Genomic DNA, 20360 nt, shown 5'->3' on the forward strand with positions numbered 1-20360 from the left:
ACAGCTCCTGCATGGTATTCCCATAAGTAAAAACCATCCTTTGGGATGGTCAACGTACCGCGACGTGGCAATTAGGCTGGAGATAGCACCAACTACCGCAGGAGATTCGCATGAGTACTAACGACCCTTATCAGCCGCACGACCCCAACCAGCCAGGCCAGCCTTATAACCCGGGCTCTACGCCGGGGGCTCCCTACGGTCAGAACCCTTATGGCGAGAACCCTTACGGTCAGCCCGGCGCGCAGGGTGATACCAATGCCTATGGCGCGCCGATGGCCTACTCGGCCTCGGACGGATCGCAGGGTGGCTATGCACCGGTCCAGCCGCCCACGCAGCGCCCCATGACCTTGAACCTGGCCTTTATTTTCATTGCCGCCGCCGGTGTGCTCAGCGCAATCTCTAACTTCTTACTGGTCCAAAGCGAACTGATCACCAATATGATCCGTTCGGAGTGGGGCATGTTCGAAGAGCAGATGCGCATGCAACTCGAAGCCAGCGGCTCCTCGCCGGAGACCGAGGAGATGCGACAGCTCTTGGAGAATCCGGAACAGTTCATTTCCCTCGTGAACAGCACCCTCGCCGGTTCGGTTATGGCCGGCGCCATCATCTCGGTGTTGCTCTACCTTTTGGTGGGCTTCTTGGTATGGCGTGGCATCAACGCTTTCCGCATTATCGCCACGATCTTCGGCGTCATCTCGCTGCTTGGCTTCATCTACGTCCCGGTCGTGGCCCTCTACGCCTCGGCCGCCGATAGCACCATCTTGAACCTGGTGTTCGTCGCGTCGATCCTCTCCGGCATTGCCGGCGTGGTGTGCGCGTGGTTGCGCCCCTCGAGCGACTACATTCGCCAGCGCCGGATGGCACGCAGGGCTGGTTTCCGCTAAAAACCACACTTCGGCGTAGATTTCGGCCCCGAAACCCGGCATGGGTTTCGGGGCCGAAGTCCATTAATCTGCCTGAACAAGGCGAAGATTCACTTCTCTGTGTCCTCTTCGCTACGTTGTACCGCGTGATAGGCAAGGATCTGAAGCTCCGTGGACAGATCCACGCGTCGCAAACTCACCGTGTCGGGAACCGTCAACGCCCCTTGCGCGAAACTCAGGATGTTCCGCACGCCGGCCTCCACGAGCTCGTCCACCAGCTGCTGAGCTTCTCTGGAGGGGATGGCAAGCACGGCCATGTTGATCTCCAGGTCTTCGACGACTCGAGATAAGGAACCGACCGGTTGGACGCGGAGTTTACCGACAGGTGTCCCGATCAGATCCGCGGAACTATCCAGTAGTGCTTTGACATTGAAACCGCGGTTCGAGAAGCCGCCGTAACCGCTCAAGGCCCGCCCAAGGTTGCCGGCACCGATGATGGCGACATTCCATGGGTGATCCAAACCCATGGTCCGCTCAATGTGGTCGGCCAGATCCTTGACTACGTAACCCACACCCCGTGTGCCATACGAACCTAAGAGTGAAAGGTCTTTACGCAGGATCGCGGGGTTCACGCCGGCCTCGGTGGCCAGCACCCCCGAACTGGTGCGTTCAATCCCCCGCACGTGCAAGGCCCGCAGAGCGCGCAGGTAACGGGTCAAGCGGTTTAGAGTCGCCTCGGGTAGGGCGCGGGCATCGTTGGCGGGCACATACACCTTTCGGGTCTAAAACTGAAGGACGGCAGCGGCCGAACGCTAGCTGGTGAGCAGACGACGTAACCGAACGGGATCGATCGTCCAAAAGTCGCGCACCGCTCCGTCGATGAGCAATACCGGTACCTCTTCATGGTGACGTTCCAGCAGTGCGGGATGCTCATCGATGTCGAGCTCGCTGAACTCCAAAGAAAGTTCCTGCGTTACCTCGTGCACCGTCTGGCGCGCCGCTGCGCACAGGTGGCAACCGGAGCGCACCAACAGTTGAATTTCCGGGGAAGAAGTCACCGTCTAATGTTCTCATGTCTCATACCCGAGGCACACCGACAATGAAATAAGATGATACAAATGGAGCCCCACGAGCAGTTTTCCGAGGACGACGGTGCCGCGACGCAAGAACGCGTCGCGGCCTTTTTCGATGTCGACAACACCTTGGTGCGCGGAGCCTCCCTCTACGCACTGGCCAAGAAGATGCATCAACGCCGTTTCTTCCGTTGGCGCGAGATCCTCTTCTTTGCTTTGAAACAAACGATGTTTGCCGCGCGCGGCGAGCATCTTGGCGACATCGATAAGATTCGTGACCGCGCACTGACCATGGTGCGTCGCATCTCGGTGGCTGATATGGAGGCCATCGGCGAGGAAATCTATGACGAGTTCATCGCCACCAAACTCTGGGCCGGTACCGTCTCAATTGCCCAGCAGCATATGGCCGTGGGGCGCGAAGTCTGGCTGGTGACGGCCACCCCCAATGAAGTCGCCTCCGTTATCGCCCGTCGGCTAGGGCTCACCGGGGCTTTGGGTACGCAGGTGGCCCAGCAGGACGGACAGTACACCGGCGCCCTTGAGGGGCCGATTCTGCACGCGGTGCAGAAGGCCGAGGCTGCGCGTCGCTTGGCTCGCGAACGTTCGATTAGCCTGTCGAGCTCGTGGGCCTACTCGGATTCGTATAACGACATTCCACTCTTGGAAGCGGTCGGCCATCCGGTCGCGATCAATCCCGACGGGCGGCTACGTGGCTACGCCAAACGCTGTGGCTGGCAGGTCTATGATTTTCGGACCGGTCAACGCGCCGCCCGGGTCGGACTTCGCATTGCCGGGGTTCTGGGTGCCATCTGGGCCGCGAAGCGCTCGGTCACCCGACGTGGGAATCACCACGAGGAGCTTTAAACACCACGCCGCCGCGGAGGAAAACCTCTCGCGGCGGCGTACATTGCCACAACGGCAAATTCGCGAAGTGCGAATTTACTTCTTGTTGCGGCGCTGGTGGCGGGTCTTGCGAAGCAGCTTGCGGTGCTTCTTCTTCGACATGCGCTTGCGGCGCTTCTTAATAACTGAGCCCATAGTGGATTCCTCACAAACTAATTAATGCGCCAACCCCTAACGGCAAGAACCGCAACCGCGATGTCTTCAGGGATTGACCGGACGTTAAACGTTCCTTAATAGATTACCCGCTGTACGGCCATGCTCTGACCACCGCGAGGCTATCGTCCGAGTGAACCGGTGCCTTGCTGCGGGTCAATGGCCGCGGCAGCGAGGTAGGATTCAACGGCGTTTTCCGGAACGCGGTAGGAGCGGCCGAACTGCACTGCGGGCAGGTCGCCGGCGTGAATCAGACGGTAAACGGTCATTTTGGAAACACGCATCATATCCGCGACTTCCGCCACGGTCATGAATCGTGCTCCTGCAAAATTCTGTTTACCCGTCATAGGGAACATTCTCCTGACGCTGATCTCTGATTCGTCGATGTGCCAGCCTACGTGAACTCAAACGACTGTGGATCAACATCGGCATCATATTCACGCGTGCTCGTACACAGTCTAATCGTTCTTCGGTAACTTTACACGACTAAACACACGAGTGATGAACATCAAAATGGCCCGTGACGTGTCGCGGCGTGGCGCGAGTAGGTCACGGTCCATTCGGCGTGGTGGGCTAGATCAAACCCTGGGCCATCATCGCATCGGCTACCTTCACGAAACCGGCGATATTTGCACCGGCCACATAGTTGCCCGGCGCCCCGTATTCGTCTGCGGTAGCCGCGCAACGATCGTGAATGTTGACCATGATGTCGGCTAGGCGTGATTCGGTGTAGTCGAATGACCACGAGTCACGGCTGGCGTTCTGCTGCATTTCCAGCGCCGAGGTGGCCACACCACCTGCGTTGGCCGCCTTGCCCGGCCCGAAGAGGACTCCGGCCTCCTGGAACAATGCGGTCGCCCCGGCGGTGGTCGGCATGTTCGCGCCTTCGGCCACCGCAATGGTTCCGTTGGCGATCATGGTTTTCGCCGAGTCGACGTCTAGTTCGTTCTGCGTCGCACAGGGCAGCGCCACGCTGCACTGCACGTCCCACACGTTGCCGCCGGCCACATAGTTGACCTTGGATCCGCCGCGGCGTTCGGCGTATTCGCTGATACGACCGCGTTCGACTTCCTTGATCTGACGTAGCAGCGCAACGTCGATCCCGTTTTCGTCAACGACGAAACCGCCGGAGTCGGAGGCAGCCACGACGCGTGCGCCGAGCGCCTGTGCCTTTTCGATGGCGTGGATCGCTACGTTGCCCGAACCGGAGACGACCACTCGTTGCCCGTCGAAGGACTTGCCGCGCGTGCGGAGCATTTCCTGGGTGAATAGCACCGCGCCGTAGCCGGTGGCCTCGGGGCGCACCAGCGAACCGCCCCACGATAGTCCCTTGCCGGTCAGCACGCCCGACTCGTAGCGGTTGGTGATGCGCTTGTATTGACCGAAAAGGTAGCCAATCTCACGGCCTCCGACGCCGATATCTCCGGCCGGGACATCGGTGTATTCGCCAATGTGGCGGTAAAGCTCGGTCATGAAGGACTGGCAGAAGCGCATGACTTCGCCGTCGGAGCGGCCGCGCGGGTCGAAGTCGGAACCACCCTTGCCGCCGCCGATGGGCATGCCGGTCAGCGAGTTCTTGAAGATCTGCTCAAATCCGAGGAACTTGACGATGCCTAGGTACACCGAAGGGTGAAAGCGCAGCCCGCCCTTGTAGGGGCCCAGCGCCGAGTTGAACTCGACACGGAATCCGCGGTTGATCTGCACCTTGCCCGAGTCGTCGGTCCACGGCACCCGGAAGATGATCTGTCGCTCAGGCTCGCACATGCGCTGCAGAATGGCAGCTTCGGCGTACTCGGGGTGCTTCACCGATACGGCGGCAAGGCTTTCAAAGACCTCGGTGACAGCCTGGTGGAACTCGGACTCCCCCGGGTTCCGACGAAAGACCTCTTCACGAATGGTAGCTAGGTGCTTGTCCAAGTTTTTCTCCTCAATACGCGGGGGTGGCGCCTAGAAAGACATGCGCGAACCTCACAGCACGACGCTGTATCCCCTGAGTCGAGAGTGCCACGGAGCGATAATGGAAATAAAATTCCATGTAAAATTCGCTACGCTGCGACTTAACCTAGACCACACTGCATTGGCGCGGCTGAGTATCTATGTAGCGTGTGCCGTCCTAACGGCGACGGCCGAAGCGCGGAAAGCGCTCGAGGATTTCTTGGGCGCGGCCGGTAACCTGTTCCAGTCCACGGCCCACGCTGCGCCCCAACTGGTGTGCCGCGGCGGGCAAGGCGCTGGGATCGTGCTCGTAGTCCGCAGTGGCAGCAAGCGTTGCCACCGTCGTCGGCTCGGCTGGTTCGCTTGGCGGAAAGAACTGTTCGCCCCACAGCAGGAGCGAGCGCAAAGGTTCCGGCTGAATGCTGTAGATTCGGCGCTGACCTTGCGCGGTCATCTGCACCAGTTCTGCTTCGCGCAGGACCTTCAGATGCTTGGACACGGTCGGCTGGGAGATTCCCAATTCGGTCACGAGATCGCCCACGGCCAGTGGCTGATCCTTTAATGCCTCCATGATCCGACGACGGGTCGGTTCGGCGAGTGCTGCTAGTACTACTTCAATCTCCACATATCTAGACTAGCGACTGAAATAGTCCATAATGAAAATTTACGGACCCGCCAATACAACTTTCCTAGTCGAACCACGGATCGAGTCCGTGGAACGGAAAAACTTCCTTTCGCGTCGCCATAATGCTTCGGTCCACCGGGTCGGCCGGATCATACCCAACTTCCCAGGATCGCCACCATAGTTGAGCATCATCGCCCATGAGGTAGGGCACCGCACGCCCATAGGTCTCCAAGACATGGCGCCGAAAAGTTTCGGGCACATAAGTACGCAAGGGAATCGGCCGTCCGGCGGCGATGGCGGTGAGGTGGGTCCACGTACGCGGTACCACCCCGGTGACGTTATAGCCGCCTCCCCCGGTCGCCAGCCAACGTCCCTCGCACACCTCATCGGCCAGTTGGGCGATGTCCAACGCCGCCTGGCGCTGCGCGTCGACCGACAGCTTGAGGTTTGTCATGTCGTCGTCGCGGTGGCCATCGCAGCCGTGCTGCGAAACGATGACCTCGGGTGCAAAGGCCTTGACCAGCGGCGGAACGACGGCATGGAACGCGCGCATCCAGCCCGCGTCCCCCGTCATCGCCGGCAGGGCAAGATTCACCGCGCTCCCCGCGGCACCGGGGCCACCAATTTCGTTAGCGAAGCCAGTGCCGGGAAAGAGGGAGAGCCCGGATTCATGGATTGAGATGGTCAGCACTCGGTCGTCATCCCAGAACAGAGACTGTGTTCCATCTCCGTGGTGAGCGTCGATATCGATGTAGACGATCTTCGACACCCCGCCATCTAGTAATCGCTGGATGGCCCCGGCCACGTCGTTATAGATGCAGAAACCGCTGGCCTTGGATCGCGAGGCGTGATGCATGCCTCCGGCAAAATTCACCGCACGCACGGCGCGCTCTTCCAAGATGGCTTCCGCTGCGATCAAGGAACCACCGAAGAGCCGGGCGCTGGCCTCGTGCATTCCGCCAAACACCGGATCGTCTTCGGTACCAAGGCCCCAGTCAGTGAACGACTGCGTGGGGTCGGCGCTGACCTGCTGAACCTTGGCAATGTAATCGCGTGCATGAAGCTTGGCCAACTGATCATCGGTGGCCACCTCGGGCACTGCCATGGTGACGTTGGTTCCCGTATAGACCTCGAGCTGTTCACTGAGTCTGTGCGTGAGCTCCAAACGGCAAGGGTGCATCGGATGGTAGTCGCTGAATTTATACTGCAAGTACTTTTCATCCCACATCACCAAGGTGGGTTGCGGCGGATACACGGGATCTAACACCATTTCAGCCTACCCGAGAGTGACGCGCTTCACCCGATGCCCTCTGGCGCAAGGGCATTCTGGGCGTCGAGTCGGCTAAATCGCGCAATACCGCGTAAATTATGGAAGGTACATGACAGGTTTGAGGATGGCAGTAATCGATGACTTTAGCCGGTAGCTCGGAGTCCAGCCGCAATGCCGAGCGTCGCGAACAGCGCCGCAAGGCATGGTTGCGCGTGCGAACTTCCGTTGCCGACTTCATGGTGCGCTCCCCCAGCCGACTGGCCTTGGGCGTATTCCTGCTGGCCATCACCGTATTCACGGCACTGCTCGCGGCCCCGTTCTCCTCGGCCGACGGCAAACCCACCGCCCTTCACGACGCCATGTTCACCGCGGTCTCCGCGGTCTGTGTCACCGGGTTGACCACCGTGAGTACCGCCACACACTGGTCCTTTACCGGGCAGCTGATCATGATCATCGGTGCTTTCCTCGGTGGTTTGGGCATCCTGACCGTGGCCTCCATTCTCTCCTTGACCGTCTCGCGCAAGCTCGGCCTACGCGGCAAGCTTGTGGCACAGAATTCCCTCAACGCCTCCGGCGCTTCGGCGTTGGGTGAAATCGGTTCCTTGCTCCGCGTGGTGATCACCACCGCGGTAAGCCTGCAGGCTTTTATCGCCGTACTTCTCGTACCACGGTTCTTCGCCTTGGGGGAAAGTCCGGCATCAGCGCTATGGCACGGGGTGTTCTACGCGGTCTCTGCCTTTAACAACGCGGGCTTCACCCCGCATTCAGATGGGCTCGTACCCTATGAAACGGACCTACTGATCATCGGGCCCATTATGCTCGGTGTTTTTCTGGGTTCCTTGGGGTTTCCGGCCATTATGGTGCTGCTACTTGCCGGGCTGAATGTCCGCAAGTGGAACCTCCATGCGAAGCTGACCCTGCTGACCACCACAATTCTGCTCTTTGCCGGAATGTTCTTTTGGCTGCTGTGCGAATGGAACAATCCGCAAACCGTCGGCAGTGAAAGCGTCAGCGACAAAATAATTCATGGTCTCTTCGCCTCCATCATGACCCGTTCGGGCGGCTTTAATCTGGTGGATCAGAACGACCTCGAACCCGTCACCGTGCTCATCACCGACGCGCTCATGTTTGCCGGCGGCGGCTCGGCATCGACAGCCGGCGGTATCAAGGTCACCACCATTGCCGTAATGTTCTTGGCCATCCTGGCCGAGGTGCGCGGCGATAACGAGGTTCGTGCCTTTGGCCGTCGGATTCCGGCAGCCACCATGCGCGTGGCGATCTCCGTGGTCGCATTGGGCGCCACCCTGGTGATGCTCGGCACTGCCCTACTGCTGGTCATCGATCCGGAAGTCATTTTTTCGCGGGCCCTTTTCGAAGCCATTTCGGCATTCGGTACGGTGGGCCTATCCATGAACGTCTCGGCCGAGATGCCGCCGGCCGGCAAATACGTTCTTAGCGCACTGATGTTCACCGGCCGTATCGGCAGCATCACCCTAGCCAGCGCACTGGCCCTACGCCACCGCGATACGCTGTATCAGTTCCCGGAAGAAAGGCCGATCATTGGCTGAGAATCAAATCGACCACAATGCACCGATCCTCGTCATCGGTCTGGGCCGTTTCGGCGCTGCCGTGGCCGAGCAACTCGTCAAGCAGGGCCGCGAAGTGCTGGCCATCGAACGCAACCAGGAACTGGTGCAAAAATGGGCCAGCACGCTAACGCACGTTGTCTCCGCGGATGCCACCAATATTGATGCGCTCCGCCAGCTCGGAGCTCAAGAGTTCTCCTCCGCCGTGGTGGGCGTCGGTACTTCCATTGAGTCCTCGGTGCTTATTACCGTTAACCTCGTTGATCTGGGCATCGAACACCTGTGGGTTAAGGCCATCACGCCCTCGCACGGCAAGATTCTGACCCGTATCGGCGCCAATCACGTCATCTACCCCGAGGCCGATGCCGGGGTCCGCGCCGCGCACCTCGTGGGTGGACGCATGCTGGACTTCATCGAGTTCGACGATGGCTTTGCGATCGTCAAGATGTACCCGCCGAAGGAAACCCAGGGGTTCACGCTCGCCCAGTCGCAGGTGCGCTCCAAGTACGGAGTGACCATTGTGGGTGTGAAGTCTCCCGGTGAGGACTTCACCTACGCCGTTCCAGACACCATCGTGACCCGCCGCGATGTATTGATCGTTTCCGGGCACGTAGACCTCCTCGAGCGCTTCGCAGCCCGCCCCTAGAGGCCCGCTTGCGAAAAGACGCTGGCCAACCATCGGCCGGCGTCTGCCTTCGCGCTGCGCCGTCGACTCGAGCGTGCGACAGCGCCTGGCCATCGGTTGCATGAGGCTATCTACCTACGTCTCGGGCACCCAGGGATACGTCGCCGCTAGCTGGAGATCGTTTCCGTCCGTTGCTCGAAACGCGCCAATTGGCGTCATCGAGCGGCAACGGCCCTTCGTGATCTGAAACCTTATGCGCAGCACGGAAGACGCGACTTGGAGTTCGGACGGGGGTAGCCTTCACCCCAGGCTGGGTGCGATCTGCTGATCAGCCGCTTTCCGGCACTTCAAGCTCAGGCCAGGGAATATTGCGCAATTTCGTTGCCGACTCTCGAATCGCCGACGCGGATCTCTTCGATATCCCGGCGTCTGGTCCATCAGCATAAATTTCAGCGGTATCTGCCAGATCCGCAATAACGGCAATTTGTGCCTTAATGGCGCGCAGAAGTAAGTCTGCCGCCCAGGCTCGTACGTCTGGAATATGGCACCACTCGAGTACCGCACAAGTCTGTGCCCACTGAGCAATTTCTAATTGTTCTCCGGCATCAATCGATGCAAACCAACGCTCAGTGAACTGCACGTAGTGCTCGGCATGATCGTCGAGTTCCTGCGCATCGAACGAGTCGATAATTGCCCCTACGCGCCATGCCGAACTGAGCGTCATCTGCACGGCCTGGTCGATCTGGCCCGCGCAGATCGTCCGCGCGATCTCCTCGGGGCTGATCGGTTCGCTAATTTGCCGAAGTCCTCTCTACAGTCTGAACGATGAAAAGTAGCCTACCCGCAGGGCCATCCCACTATTCGGTCTCGGGATAGAGCAGCAACTGCGCTTCTCCGTAGTCCATAGAGGCCGAGGCACACGCAGACCGGCCCGGCGACATCCAGCGCATGCTGGTGTCACCGGACCGGCTGACGATCTCTGGTGGGTTGGCTAGTTGCTAGCCAAGTTCCCGGCTGAGCTGTGCGGCACGTGCCGTTGCCGCCTTGGCACCGGTGGCGATAATGGCTGGAATTCCACCCTCATCGAAGGCCAAGATGGCCTGTTCGGTAGTGCCCTTCGGGCTGGTGACGTTGCGGCGCAACTGGGCGGCATCCACGCTTGGGTCGGCAAGCATCTTTCCGGCACCTGCAACGGTTGCCCGAGCCAAGTCCTTGGCCAGCTTTTCATCGAGTCCCAGCTCGATGCCCGCGTTGGCCATGGCCTCGGCCAGATAAAACGCGTAGGCCGGGCCGGATCCGGAAATGGCCGAGAGCGCGTCGATCTGGCTTTCGGGCACCACGTGCACATCGCCGCTGGAAGCGAATAGGTCGTGGACGATGCTCACCTGCTGCTCGCTGACCGCCTCGGCCGGGCTCAAGCCAACCACGCCAGCACCCACCATCAGCGGAGTATTGGGCATGGATCGAACCAGCGGCTGCCCCTCAGGCAAGTTGGCGGCCATGGTGGCCAGGGTGATGGCGGCGGCCACGGAAACCACAACGGTCTCCGGTCGTAGCGCCGCGGAGATGTCTTGGCAGAGGGCGGTGATTCCTACCGGTTTGACGCCCAAGAACACGACGTCAGATTCTGCGGCGACCCGGGCGTTATGCTCTGGGTTTTCGCCGGTGACCACGACGTTGATGCCGAGCTCTTCAAGCTCTTGGCGACGAGTCTCGCTGCGCACGGTGGCGGTAATGTTCTGCGGATCATGTCCTGCGCCAAGAATGCCGCGCAGGATGGCGCCATTCATCGATCCGGCGCCAAGGAATGCTAATTTCAGGTTCTGTGTAGCGTCGCTCATAGGGCTATTGTGTCAAAGCCTGAGTGTCGGAGGTGACATTAAGGTACTTCCGGGCATAGTCCAAGGTCTTCGCCAGCCATTCCTCCTTATGCCCCATCTGCTTGGCTCGGCGCGTCGAAACTTCCACCGCGACCACGCCGTCAAAGTCGCTTTCGCGCAGGTAGGTCAGGGATTCGGCCACCGGCTGCGTGCCCAAACCCGGCACCAAGTGTTCGTCCTTGCCGTTATCCAAACCGTCGCAGAGGTGGACGTGGCTGAGCCTAGAACCGAGCTCTCGCATGGCGGCATGCGAGTCCATATTGGCAATCGCGGCATGTGAGAAATCCCAGGTCACGTGCTGGTAGTCCTGAGGTACCGGGTTCCAGTGCGGCAGATACATCTTGGCTTCGCGTCCCCGCGCCCGCCACGGATACATGTTCTCCACGGCGATCTTCATACCCGTGGATTCGGTGATCCGGCGGACGCCAACGGCGAATTCTTCGGCGTAGTTACCTTGCCAACGGAAGGGTGGGTGAGCCACCACCACGCTGGCCCCGACGGCTTTGGCCAGAATGACCGACCGCTCGATTTTGGCCCACGCCGAACCCCAGACCTGCTGCGTGAGCAACAGCGTTGGTGCGTGGATGGCCATGATCGGCAGTTCGTATTTGTCGCTTAACGCCGCGAGGGCCGTGGCCGACTGTGTGGCCTGGTTACCGGTGACCAGTACCTCCATACCGTCATAGCCAACGTCTTTGGCAATGGCGAAGGCGTCATGAACGGTCAACGGGTACACCGAGGCGCTCGAGAGTGTCACAGGGATTGCTGCGGCGCTGTCATTCTGATTCATACCTTGCACGCTCCTGCTCTCTTGTGGCCCGTGTGGGCTCTGCGGTGGTGCTATTCGCTTCCGGCCGGCAGCATTTGGCTGAATCCGGAACCGAGCGCAACCTCGCCTACTCCCACGCTACTACTAAGCGGTGTCGCAGAATCATAGATAACGTGATCAAAACGCCGCAACATCAGACCTTCACGCAATGCCCAGGGGCAGATGCGTACGGTCTTCAATTTCAGCGCGCTCATGGCTTCGGCCGCAACAATGGCGCCCGCGAGCAACTGCGGGGCACGGATCTCCGAGACCCCGGGCAGTTCGGCGCGTTCGGACCAACTCATGGCGGTGAGCCGATTGGTCCAGAGTTTCAACGCGTCGCGCTGTAGCACCCGTTTGACGTATGGCCCCTCAATACTGGGGGCGGCGCCGGTGATGCGGGCCAGCGAACGGAAAGTCTTCGAGGTGGCGGTGGCCAACGTGGGCTTTCCATATTGTCGAAGTTCCGTGGCCGGATCCTCCAACACATCACGCACGTAGGTGCGTAGCTCTTTGACCTGCTTGATACTGGGCAGGTCATCGGGTAACCACTCACGGGTCAACCGGCCGGCTCCCAACGGCACCGAAAAGGCCTTTTCCGGGAATTCGTCGGAGCCTCGTGCCAGTTCCAGCGAACCGCCGCCCATGTCCAAGTTGAGGATCGAGTCACTGGACCAGCCAAACCAGCGGCGCACCGCGTAGAAGGTCATTCCAGCTTCCTGCTCACCGGTGAGCTCCATGAGCACCACGCCGGTCTCCGCGTTGACGCGTTCCAGCACGGCGCTACCGTTCGAGGATTCGCGGATCGCCGAAGTACAGAAGGCCATGAAGTCCTCAACCTGATGGTTGCGGGCGAACTGCGAAGCCTCGTTGATGAAGCTGATCAGTTCGTTCTGGCCTTCTTCGGTGATCGCACCATATTCATTGAGATAACGCACCAACGATAGCGGTCGCTTATGCGAGGCGTAGGGTACCGGTCGAGCACCGGGGTAAGCGTCCACCAGCAAGAGGTGCACGGTGTTCGAACCGATATCCAGTACGCCAAGTCTCATGATGCGATCCTACTTGTCCGTTTTCTTTGCCGGAGCCTTCTTGGCGGTGGTTTTCTTCGCGGTTGTCTTCTTCGCCGGAGCCTTCTTCGTGGTGGCGGCGCTCCCCTTACGCTTCACCGGTCCACGAGCTCGTTTCTCGGCGAGCAGCTCGATCGCGCGCTCGCGGGTCAGCTCCTCGAGAGAGGTACCGCGTGGCACCGTGATGTTGGTGACTCCGTCGGTGATGTACGGGCCAAAACGGCCGTCCTTGACCACGATGTTCTTTTCGCTGGTCGGATCCACTCCGAACTCGGCCAGCGGCGGTACCGCGGCCCGGCGGCCACGCTGCTTGGGCTGCGCGTAGATCGCCAAGGCTTCCTCGAGCGTAATGGTAAAGATCTGCTCCTCGGATTCGATGGAGCGCGAATCGCTACCCTTCTTCAGGTACGGACCGAAGCGGCCGTTCTGCACGGTGATCTCTTCACCCTCGGCGTCCGTTCCCAGAACTCGCGGCAGGCTCATCAGCTTCAGCGCCTCTTCCAAGGTCACCGTCTCGATGCTCATGGATTTGAACAGCGAAGCGGTCCGCGGCTTGATCTTGGCCGGCTTCTTCGGGGGCTTCGGCTTACCGTTTTTGTAGTACTCCACCGGTTGCGCGGCGAGTTCTTCGGCGGTGGGTTCCTCGATGATCTCGGTGACGTAGGCACCGTAGCGGCCGTCCTTGGCCACGATCTGCCGCCCGGTTTCCGGATCGCGGCCCAGTTCGCGTTCGGAGACCTGGGCGTTGGCGAAGAGTTCTTCTGCCTTCGCTGCGGTCAGTTCGTCGGGAGCCAGTTCTTCTGGAACATTCGCTCGTTGCGGCTCGGTGCCCTCTTCGGCGTCGGCGGGCAGAGCGCGCTCCAAATACGGACCGAACTTGCCCACGCGGAGCGTGATGTCATCGGTGATCTTGATGGAGTTAATTGCACGCGCGTCAATGTCGCCGAGGTTATCCACCACATGCTTGAGGCCCTCGACCTCGCCAGCACCGAAGTAGAACAGGTTCAGCCAGTCGGTGCGGGCACGGTGTCCCTTGGCGATCTCATCGAGGTCGTCTTCGAGACGCGCGGTGAAGTCGTAATCCACGTACTGCGCAAAATGCTCCTCGAGCAAGCGCACCACCGAGAAGGCGATCCAGCTCGGAACCAGGGCCCCGCCCCGCTTGGTGACATAGCCACGGTCCATGATCGTGGAGATGGTCGGCGCATAGGTCGAGGGACGGCCAATTTCTCGGCGCTCCAGTTCCGCAACGATCGATGCTTCGGTGTACCGCGCCGGCGGGGTGGTTTCGTGGCCAAGGGCCTGCAGCTCATCACCGATCAACTGCTGTCCCACGCTGAGCTGCGGCAGACGCGTCTCGGAGTTCTGCTCGTTGCTTTCGGTTTCGGACTGGTCCTTGCCCTCCTCGTAGGCGGCCAGGAAGCCGCGGAAGGTGATAACCGTACCGGAGGCCGAGAACTCGGCCACGCGCTGGTCGCTGGCGGTGCCGGAGAGCTTGATGGTGGCGGTGAAACCCTTGGCATCGGCCATCTGGCTGGCAACGGTACGCTTCCAGATCAACTCGTAAAGGGTGTACTCATCCTTACCCAGCGACGAGCGGACGTCGGTGGGGCGACGGAACATGTCACCGGCGGGACGAATGGCTTCGTGCGCCTCCTGCGCGGCGTCGCTCTTCGCCTTGTACACGCGGGGTGCCGCCGGAACGGCATCCGCACCGTAGAGCTCAGTAGCCTGCTTGCGTGCGGCACTGACGGCTTCGTTCGAGAGGAACACCGAGTCGGTACGCATATAGGTGATGTAGCCGTTTTCATACAGGCGCTGGGCAACCTGCATGGTGACGCGCGAGCTCCAGCGCAGCTTGCGGCTGGCTTCCTGCTGCAGGGTCGAGGTGGTGAACGGTGCAGCCGGACGACGCGTGTAGGGCTTGTCCTCGACGCTGGTCACCGCAAAGTCGGCCTCGGCCAGATTGCTCACCAGCGATTCGGCGCCCTCACGGTCGAGGTGCACCAGCTTGGTGCGTGCCGACTTCAGTTGGCCCTTATCGTCAAAGTCGCGTCCCGAGGCCACACGAGCCCCGTCGACGGCGGAGAGCTTGGCGGCAAAGCCTTCACCCTCGGTGGTGGCGAAGTTGCCTTTAATATCCCAGTAACCGGCCGGGACGAAGGCCATGCGTTCGCGCTCACGCTCCACGACGAGTCGGGTGGCCACCGACTGCACACGGCCCGCCGATAAGCCTCGGGCGATCTTACGCCAGAGCACCGGTGAGATTTCATAGCCGTAGAGTCGGTCGAGCACTCGCCGGGTTTCCTGGGCATCGACCAGGTCGGTATCCAGCTCGCGCATATTACCCAGGGCGCGTTCGATACCTTCCTTGGTGATCTCGGTGAAGGCCAGACGGCGCACCGGCACCTTGGGCTTCAGAACCTGCAACAGGTGCCACGCGATGGCCTCGCCTTCGCGGTCCGCATCGGTGGCCAGGTAGAGTTCGTCGGCCTCTTTGAGCTTGGCCTTGAGTTCGGAGACCCGCTTCTTCTTATCCGGGTAGACCACGTAGTAGGGCTCGAAGTCGTTCTCGAGATCTACGGCGAATTTGCCCACGGAGGTCTTTTTCAGCTCGGTGGGTAGCTCGGAAGGCTGCGGCAAGTCGCGGATGTGCCCGACAGAGGCGTCCACGTCGAAGCCCTCGCCCAAGTACTTGGCGATTGACTTCACCTTGGCAGGAGACTCCACAATAACGAGTTTCTTACCGGTTGGTTCCTTAGCCTTTGCGGGCACAGCTCTCCTTCAACGTTGCTTCACCGCGTGCGAGGCGCGTGGCAGCTTGGGGTCTCGCGCAACGGCGCAATTCCCGATGATCTTACACCGTTCGCTGCCACGGCCCGTCGAAGGTTCCTACTGTTCTGTTTCGTTCGGGTACTCGGGCAGCAATGAGATTAAGTAGAACATACGCCGCGAGTCGATGCTGCGCTGCTCGTCGGTGGCCATGGCTTCATACTCATAGACCAAGTCCAACAACCGGCGGTTGAATTCCTTTTGCTTATCCTCCGGAAGGAACACCAGACCGGTGCTGAGCAGGGGTGGGCGATCCGGGTCAGGGACGATGCCGGCCTGGGCCTCGCGTTGGCGGCGTTCGACCTCGGTATTCAGCCGGGTGCGAAATGCGTTTAACTGCACATTCAGGTAGGCAGTTTTCGCATTGGCCGACCCTTCATGGGTATTTAGTTCTAGCCGTTCGCCTGCGGCCTTCCAGCGGCGCTCACGGGCATCGCCCTCGCTGGCGGCGCGCACTACGTACCCATATTTCTCCAGAGCTCGCAGGTGATAGCTCATGGCGCTGGGGGTCAGGTCGCATAGCGAGGCCAGCTCGGTGGCCGTACGGGTGGTCTGCGAAGCGAACAGTTCGTCCAGCACGATCAGTCGTGCATCGTGGGCCAAGGCACGGATGGCCTGCGGGTCCGTAATGGACACCAATGTGGGCGCGTCGGCAGACTGTTGCTCGTCTTCGGGCGACTGCGTCTCGGGTGTGCTGCGTGTCATACCGAAAAACTTTAGTCTTTGTTTCACACTTTGCGTAGTAGCCCGTGCACTATTAAGCGTTCAACGCCCGAATAGAGACGTTGCGTGAACTCCGGATCCCCCTCGCCGATCAGGGATTCGAGGGCTACGCCAAGTTGTCCCACGGACAATTCACCGTCGCATGCGGAAACAAATCCGGCCAGAGCCGAGTCGAGTAATTCGGTGCGCCGCAGGCCTGCACCTTGGCGCAACAGGATCACCCCAGGATGCTCGGCTCCGGGGCGCTGGTGGCGTTCCTCCGTCACGTCCTCGGCTACTTCCAAGTGCCAGTCGGTGATGTCCGCTTGGTCTAGTTCATCGACCGTGGCGATATCGCGCTGCAACGTCGGCCCCAACGGTTGTTGGACGGGGTGGGTAATCTCTTCAAAGCGGCGAAGCACCGGCTTACCGGCCAGTGGACGACGCACCCAGAGGTATCCGAATCCAACGGCCCCCACCTCGCGGGAGTCAAAGTCTTCCAAATAGGCGTCATAGGCAGCGGCGTAGGCCGACTGATCGCTGTGTTGCGAGGCGTCGCGCAACCAGGTTTCGGCATAGCTTGCCGGGCCGGTCTGCTCCCGCTGAATTGCCCAAACATCCAGTTCGGGGGCGAACCAGCTCGCAACGCGTTCGTCCCACGGACGCAACTCGCCCGAGGGCTCGCGGCGGATTTCCCAGTTCGCCAGCAGCTGCAGCGTGCCACCCGGGCTCAGGTAGTCCGCGGCCTGTGTCAGGAGCGTGCTCACCAGCTGGTCCCCGGCCATGCCACCATCGCGGTAGGTGAAGCGGTCACTGTCGCGTTCCAACGGCTTTCGCGGGGTAATCACGAACGGTGGGTTCGTGACGATAAGTTCGAATTGTTCGGCGGCGACCGGCTCGAATAGGCTACCTTGGCGCAAGCTGATCCGTTCGCCCAGGTTCTGCGGATCCAGGTCCAGAGCTCGATGGTTGAGCAACAGGTTGAAGCGCGTAAAAGCCAGGGCTCGTTCGGACAAGTCGGTTGCCGTGACATGTTGGGCGTGTCCGAGCAGATGGAAGACCTGCACCCCGCAGCCGGTACCCAGGTCCAGGGCCCGTTGCACCGGACGGCGAATCGTTACCTGGGCCAACGAAAGCGAGGCGTGTCCGATGCCCAATACGTGATCGGTCCGCAGCGTACCGGGGCGCTGATGCGCACCAAGGTCGTGTGCTACCCACAACCGACCCGCCACATCGGATTCGTGAATGGACAGCGCCACCCGTGCTCGAAAACCTTCGCCGTAGGATTCAATCAACCCCAGTCGGCGCAGGCCCTCGATGCGCGTGGCAGGGAAGGCGTTCGTCACGCCACCGGCACTGACCTTCAGACCCAGTTCGAAAAGCCGCACGGCGTCGGCCAGCGGACGTTGCGCTGGCTCTGCCCGATCGAGGGCGCGTAAAGCCGGACGGGTCTGATCACGACCCAACGCTTCCATGGCCTCGGTGCCGACTAGCTCGGCGAGCCGCTCGTTGCCATAATCCAGGGCGCTGAGATCCTCGTACAGGCGGTGCAGCAGCTCTAGATTGTCGCTGTGCGGGGCATCGGTAATGGTGGCAAATTCGGCGGCGTTCACGGAATTAGTCTATGTGAGTCAGCGGCCGGTTGCGTGCCTAGGATAGTGCCATGACCGATGTGACCGTCAGCTTTTTACAGCAGCTTTCCCCCGAGGATCTTCGTCCCAGCGCCAAGCGCCTGCCCGATGGGGCGCGTATCGAACTGGCCCGAAATATCAGCCCCGAGTTCTCTCGGTTTCTCTACCGGAGCGTCGGTAGCCACCTGAATTGGTCCGACCGGCTGACGCAGACGCGTCAGCAGTGGGACTCGGTCCTACGCAAGGAGGGGTCGGAGACCTATGTGCTCTACCGCGAGGGTTCGCCGGCGGGCTATGTGGAGTTATGCAGCGAGGCCGAAGCTGGGGGCACGGCCGTCGAAATTTTCTATTTTGGGCTCTTCCCCGAAGCCACCGGTCAAGGACTCGGCGGTGTGCTGCTCACCGAGGCCTTGCGCAAGGCGTGGAGCATGCACGAACGTTGGCCGAACCTCGCCGCGGTGAGTCGGGTGTGGCTCCACACCTGCGATTTAGACGGACCGGCCGCGCTGCCTAATTATCTGGCGCGCGGATTCCACGTCTACCGGACGGAAACCGAAGACAGCGTCGTGACCGACGCCTCGGTCGGACTCTGGCCCGAACCCGAGGCGCAGCACTAGCCGGTAAACCGCGTGTCGCGGTCGGGCGTTAGGCCGAGGCCACCTCGGCCTCGGTGCAGTCCGGGCAACGGCGCAGGGTCTCATCGGTGGCACAGTCTGCGCAGAACAGTCGCAAGTTCCGGCAAGAGAGGTTAGCGCAGTTCTCGAACTTGTTGGTCGGAGCCTGACAGCCCACGCAGGTTCCGACGGTGACGGCCTTGTCGGAGAACTCCATGTGCATGCGCTCATCGAAGACATACAGCGAGCCTTCCCAGAGTCCCTCGTCACCATAGGTTTCGCCGTAGCGGACGATGCCGCCCTGCATCTGGTACACCTCTTGGAAACCACGCTTGACCATGAGCGCGGATAGGACCTCGCAACGGATACCGCCGGTGCAGTAGGTGACCACCGGCTGGTCCTTGAGGTGGTCATACTTTCCCGAGTCCAGCTCGGCCACAAAGTCACGGGTGGTTTCCACCTCGGGAACAATGGCGTTCTTGAAGCGGCCGATCTGCGCCTCAAAGGCGTTGCGCCCGTCGAAGAAGTGCACCTGGGTGCCCTCTTTTTCCTTGGTTTCCACTAGTTCGTGGACTTCTTCCGGACGCAGGTGGGTTCCGCCACCGACAACACCGTTAGCATCGACTTCCAGTTCACCCGGAGCGCCGAAGGTCACGATTTCCTCGCGCACCTTCACGGAAATACGTGGGAAGTCTTCGGCAGAACCCTCGGACCATTTGATGTCCATCTTGCGGAAAGCAGGGTATTCACGCGTGGCCTTCACGTAACGTTTCACCGCGCTAATTTCGCCGCCGACGGTACCGTTGATGCCGTCCTTGGAGATGATGATGCGTCCGCGCAAGCCCCAGCGTTCGAGCAACGAGCGCTGCCAGAGACGAATCGCTTCGGGGTCGGGAAGCGGAGTGAACGCGTAATACAAGACGATGCGATGAATAGCCACCCAACTAGGGTAGTGCGTTTCACTGGTTCACGGTCCGTAGAACGATGAAAATCACAGGATTCGCCGTCAATGATTTCCGTGACTTCTAATTCTGCGTAGAGTTTCAACTAGGCAACGAATAGCCAAAGTCAGGCATTCCACAGCGATTTCAAGGTAGGGTCAAAGACATGGCATCTCAAGCAAGCGATGAACTGATTGGCACCTGGGTCAACGGCTGGGCCGGTGCACGCGGCTACGAAACCCGCCACGAGGGACGCGTCCACGCGGCCCTGCGTCACGACACCACCGATGACTGGGAATACGTGATCTTCGAGCCAACCAACGAGGAACTGGCGGCCGTTGCCGAGACGCTGAAGAAGCACCCAGACCGTCGGCTCACCGCATTCAACCACACTCCGGGCTCGTTGCTCTCCACCGCCACCGAAGTGGGGCTACAGACGGTCAGCGACGATGAGGCCCTGATGGTCACCGATATGACCGTGCACGATGTCGAGGTGCCGCTACCCCCGGATGGCTTCGTCTTCCAGATCGAACGCGATGGAACCCACGCTTACGTCTCCTTGCACCCAGAGGAGAATCAAGAGATTGTCGCCGCCTCCGGCCACGTATCGGCCGTTGAAGGGTACGCAATTTTCGATCGCATCATCACCGGTCCTGACTTCCGCCGTCGCGGTTTGGGCACTTTAGTTATGCGAGCACTGGCCTCTCTGGCACAGGAGCATTTCGTCGACGAAGGTCTGCTCATTGCTTCCTACGACGGTCAGCAGCTCTACGCCTCCCTAGGGTGGACCTCGCTTGGCCAAGTGTACGTATTCAAGGCCTAGCTCTTTTCCGACCATCCACTCACGGC

General features: G+C 60.6%; 21 protein-coding genes. 6 read left to right on the plus strand and 15 right to left on the minus strand.

All coding sequences use genetic code 11. The features are described from left to right. Positions 1 to 110: 110 nt before the first annotated feature. Positions 111 to 884: a DUF3824 domain-containing protein gene (locus ACYU0X_RS12760; RefSeq protein ID WP_461901071.1), complete on the plus strand. Its 774-nt coding sequence runs from the start codon at positions 111 to 113 to the stop codon at positions 882 to 884. 89 nt (positions 885 to 973) lie between these two features. Here the strand turns inward: ACYU0X_RS12760 and ACYU0X_RS12765 are convergent, their stop codons facing one another. Together ACYU0X_RS12765 and ACYU0X_RS12770 are read right to left on the minus strand one after the other, a co-directional pair. Further along, the gene (locus ACYU0X_RS12765; RefSeq protein WP_418907205.1) at positions 974 to 1630 is read right to left on the minus strand and encodes a redox-sensing transcriptional repressor Rex; all 657 of its coding nucleotides are present in this window, start codon (positions 1628 to 1630) and stop codon (positions 974 to 976) included. Positions 1631 to 1675: 45 nt separating this feature from the next. Next, positions 1676 to 1921, minus strand: coding sequence for a glutaredoxin family protein (locus ACYU0X_RS12770; RefSeq protein WP_309406024.1), 246 nt, complete (start codon positions 1919 to 1921; stop codon positions 1676 to 1678). A 60-nt stretch (positions 1922 to 1981) separates the two neighbouring features. Between ACYU0X_RS12770 and ACYU0X_RS12775 the strand changes: the two genes are divergently transcribed. Then, entirely contained in the window at positions 1982 to 2800 is an 819-nt protein-coding gene (locus ACYU0X_RS12775) for an HAD family hydrolase (protein ID WP_309406022.1), read from the plus strand. Positions 2801 to 2875: 75 nt separating this feature from the next. Here ACYU0X_RS12775 and ACYU0X_RS12780 read toward each other — a convergent pair whose 3' ends face one another. The 5 genes from ACYU0X_RS12780 to ACYU0X_RS12800 all read right to left on the minus strand — a co-directional run bounded on the left by ACYU0X_RS12780 (position 2876) and on the right by ACYU0X_RS12800 (position 6822). Further along, positions 2876 to 2974: a 30S ribosomal protein bS22 gene (locus tag ACYU0X_RS12780; protein WP_005504750.1), complete on the minus strand. Its 99-nt coding sequence runs from the start codon at positions 2972 to 2974 to the stop codon at positions 2876 to 2878. A gap of 140 nt (positions 2975 to 3114) precedes the next feature. Beyond that, positions 3115 to 3339, minus strand: a complete 225-nt coding sequence (locus ACYU0X_RS12785) for a helix-turn-helix domain-containing protein (RefSeq protein ID WP_309405955.1) — start codon at positions 3337 to 3339, stop codon at positions 3115 to 3117. A 226-nt stretch (positions 3340 to 3565) separates the two neighbouring features. Further along, positions 3566 to 4909: an NADP-specific glutamate dehydrogenase gene (gene gdhA, locus ACYU0X_RS12790; RefSeq protein WP_461901075.1), complete on the minus strand. Its 1344-nt coding sequence runs from the start codon at positions 4907 to 4909 to the stop codon at positions 3566 to 3568. A 196-nt stretch (positions 4910 to 5105) separates the two neighbouring features. After that, the gene (locus ACYU0X_RS12795) at positions 5106 to 5552 is read right to left on the minus strand and encodes an ArsR/SmtB family transcription factor (protein ID WP_461901077.1); all 447 of its coding nucleotides are present in this window, start codon (positions 5550 to 5552) and stop codon (positions 5106 to 5108) included. Positions 5553 to 5616: 64 nt separating this feature from the next. After that, on the minus strand, positions 5617 to 6822 hold the full coding sequence (locus tag ACYU0X_RS12800; protein ID WP_461901079.1) for an acetoin utilization protein AcuC: 1206 nt from the start codon (positions 6820 to 6822) through the stop codon (positions 5617 to 5619). A gap of 137 nt (positions 6823 to 6959) precedes the next feature. Between ACYU0X_RS12800 and ACYU0X_RS12805 the strand changes: the two genes are divergently transcribed. Both ACYU0X_RS12805 and ACYU0X_RS12810 read left to right on the plus strand, forming a co-directional pair. After that, positions 6960 to 8390 carry a TrkH family potassium uptake protein gene (locus ACYU0X_RS12805; protein ID WP_418907210.1) on the plus strand — a complete coding sequence of 477 codons (1431 nt, stop codon included), beginning with the start codon at positions 6960 to 6962 and terminating at the stop codon, positions 8388 to 8390. Positions 8391 to 8415: 25 nt separating this feature from the next. Then, positions 8416 to 9054 carry a potassium channel family protein gene (locus ACYU0X_RS12810; protein ID WP_309410415.1) on the plus strand — a complete coding sequence of 213 codons (639 nt, stop codon included), beginning with the start codon at positions 8416 to 8418 and terminating at the stop codon, positions 9052 to 9054. A 307-nt stretch (positions 9055 to 9361) separates the two neighbouring features. Here ACYU0X_RS12810 and ACYU0X_RS12815 read toward each other — a convergent pair whose 3' ends face one another. From ACYU0X_RS12815 to ACYU0X_RS12845, 7 genes are all read right to left on the minus strand, one after another. Further along, positions 9362 to 9757 carry a hypothetical protein gene (locus tag ACYU0X_RS12815; RefSeq protein WP_461901080.1) on the minus strand — a complete coding sequence of 132 codons (396 nt, stop codon included), beginning with the start codon at positions 9755 to 9757 and terminating at the stop codon, positions 9362 to 9364. A 274-nt stretch (positions 9758 to 10031) separates the two neighbouring features. After that, positions 10032 to 10874 carry a pyrroline-5-carboxylate reductase gene (gene proC / locus ACYU0X_RS12820; RefSeq protein WP_418907212.1) on the minus strand — a complete coding sequence of 281 codons (843 nt, stop codon included), beginning with the start codon at positions 10872 to 10874 and terminating at the stop codon, positions 10032 to 10034. A gap of 4 nt (positions 10875 to 10878) precedes the next feature. After that, entirely contained in the window at positions 10879 to 11703 is an 825-nt protein-coding gene (locus tag ACYU0X_RS12825) for a sugar phosphate isomerase/epimerase family protein (protein WP_309405945.1), read from the minus strand. 50 nt (positions 11704 to 11753) lie between these two features. Beyond that, positions 11754 to 12773, minus strand: a complete 1020-nt coding sequence (locus ACYU0X_RS12830) for a Ppx/GppA family phosphatase (RefSeq protein WP_309405943.1) — start codon at positions 12771 to 12773, stop codon at positions 11754 to 11756. A 9-nt stretch (positions 12774 to 12782) separates the two neighbouring features. After that, positions 12783 to 15566, minus strand: coding sequence for a type I DNA topoisomerase (topA, locus tag ACYU0X_RS12835; protein ID WP_461901082.1), 2784 nt, complete (start codon positions 15564 to 15566; stop codon positions 12783 to 12785). Between the two features lie 117 nt (positions 15567 to 15683). Next, entirely contained in the window at positions 15684 to 16328 is a 645-nt protein-coding gene (locus tag ACYU0X_RS12840; RefSeq protein ID WP_309405939.1) for an ArsR/SmtB family transcription factor, read from the minus strand. Positions 16329 to 16351: 23 nt separating this feature from the next. Then, positions 16352 to 17938, minus strand: a complete 1587-nt coding sequence (locus ACYU0X_RS12845; RefSeq protein WP_461901083.1) for a DUF7059 domain-containing protein — start codon at positions 17936 to 17938, stop codon at positions 16352 to 16354. Positions 17939 to 17988: 50 nt separating this feature from the next. Here ACYU0X_RS12845 and ACYU0X_RS12850 point away from each other — a divergent pair, with 50 nt between their 5' ends. Further along, complete coding sequence (locus ACYU0X_RS12850; RefSeq protein WP_461901085.1) at positions 17989 to 18573, plus strand: GNAT family N-acetyltransferase; 585 nt, start codon at positions 17989 to 17991, stop codon at positions 18571 to 18573. A 28-nt stretch (positions 18574 to 18601) separates the two neighbouring features. Here ACYU0X_RS12850 and trhO read toward each other — a convergent pair whose 3' ends face one another. Then, positions 18602 to 19510, minus strand: a complete 909-nt coding sequence (trhO, locus tag ACYU0X_RS12855; protein WP_309405934.1) for an oxygen-dependent tRNA uridine(34) hydroxylase TrhO — start codon at positions 19508 to 19510, stop codon at positions 18602 to 18604. Positions 19511 to 19677: 167 nt separating this feature from the next. On the opposite strand from trhO, the gene ACYU0X_RS12860 reads away from it, so the two are divergent. Then, complete coding sequence (locus tag ACYU0X_RS12860) at positions 19678 to 20334, plus strand: GNAT family N-acetyltransferase (RefSeq protein WP_418907217.1); 657 nt, start codon at positions 19678 to 19680, stop codon at positions 20332 to 20334. The last annotated feature ends 26 nt before the right edge of the window (positions 20335 to 20360 follow it).

It is taken from the genome of Glutamicibacter sp. X7 (assembly GCF_054889245.1).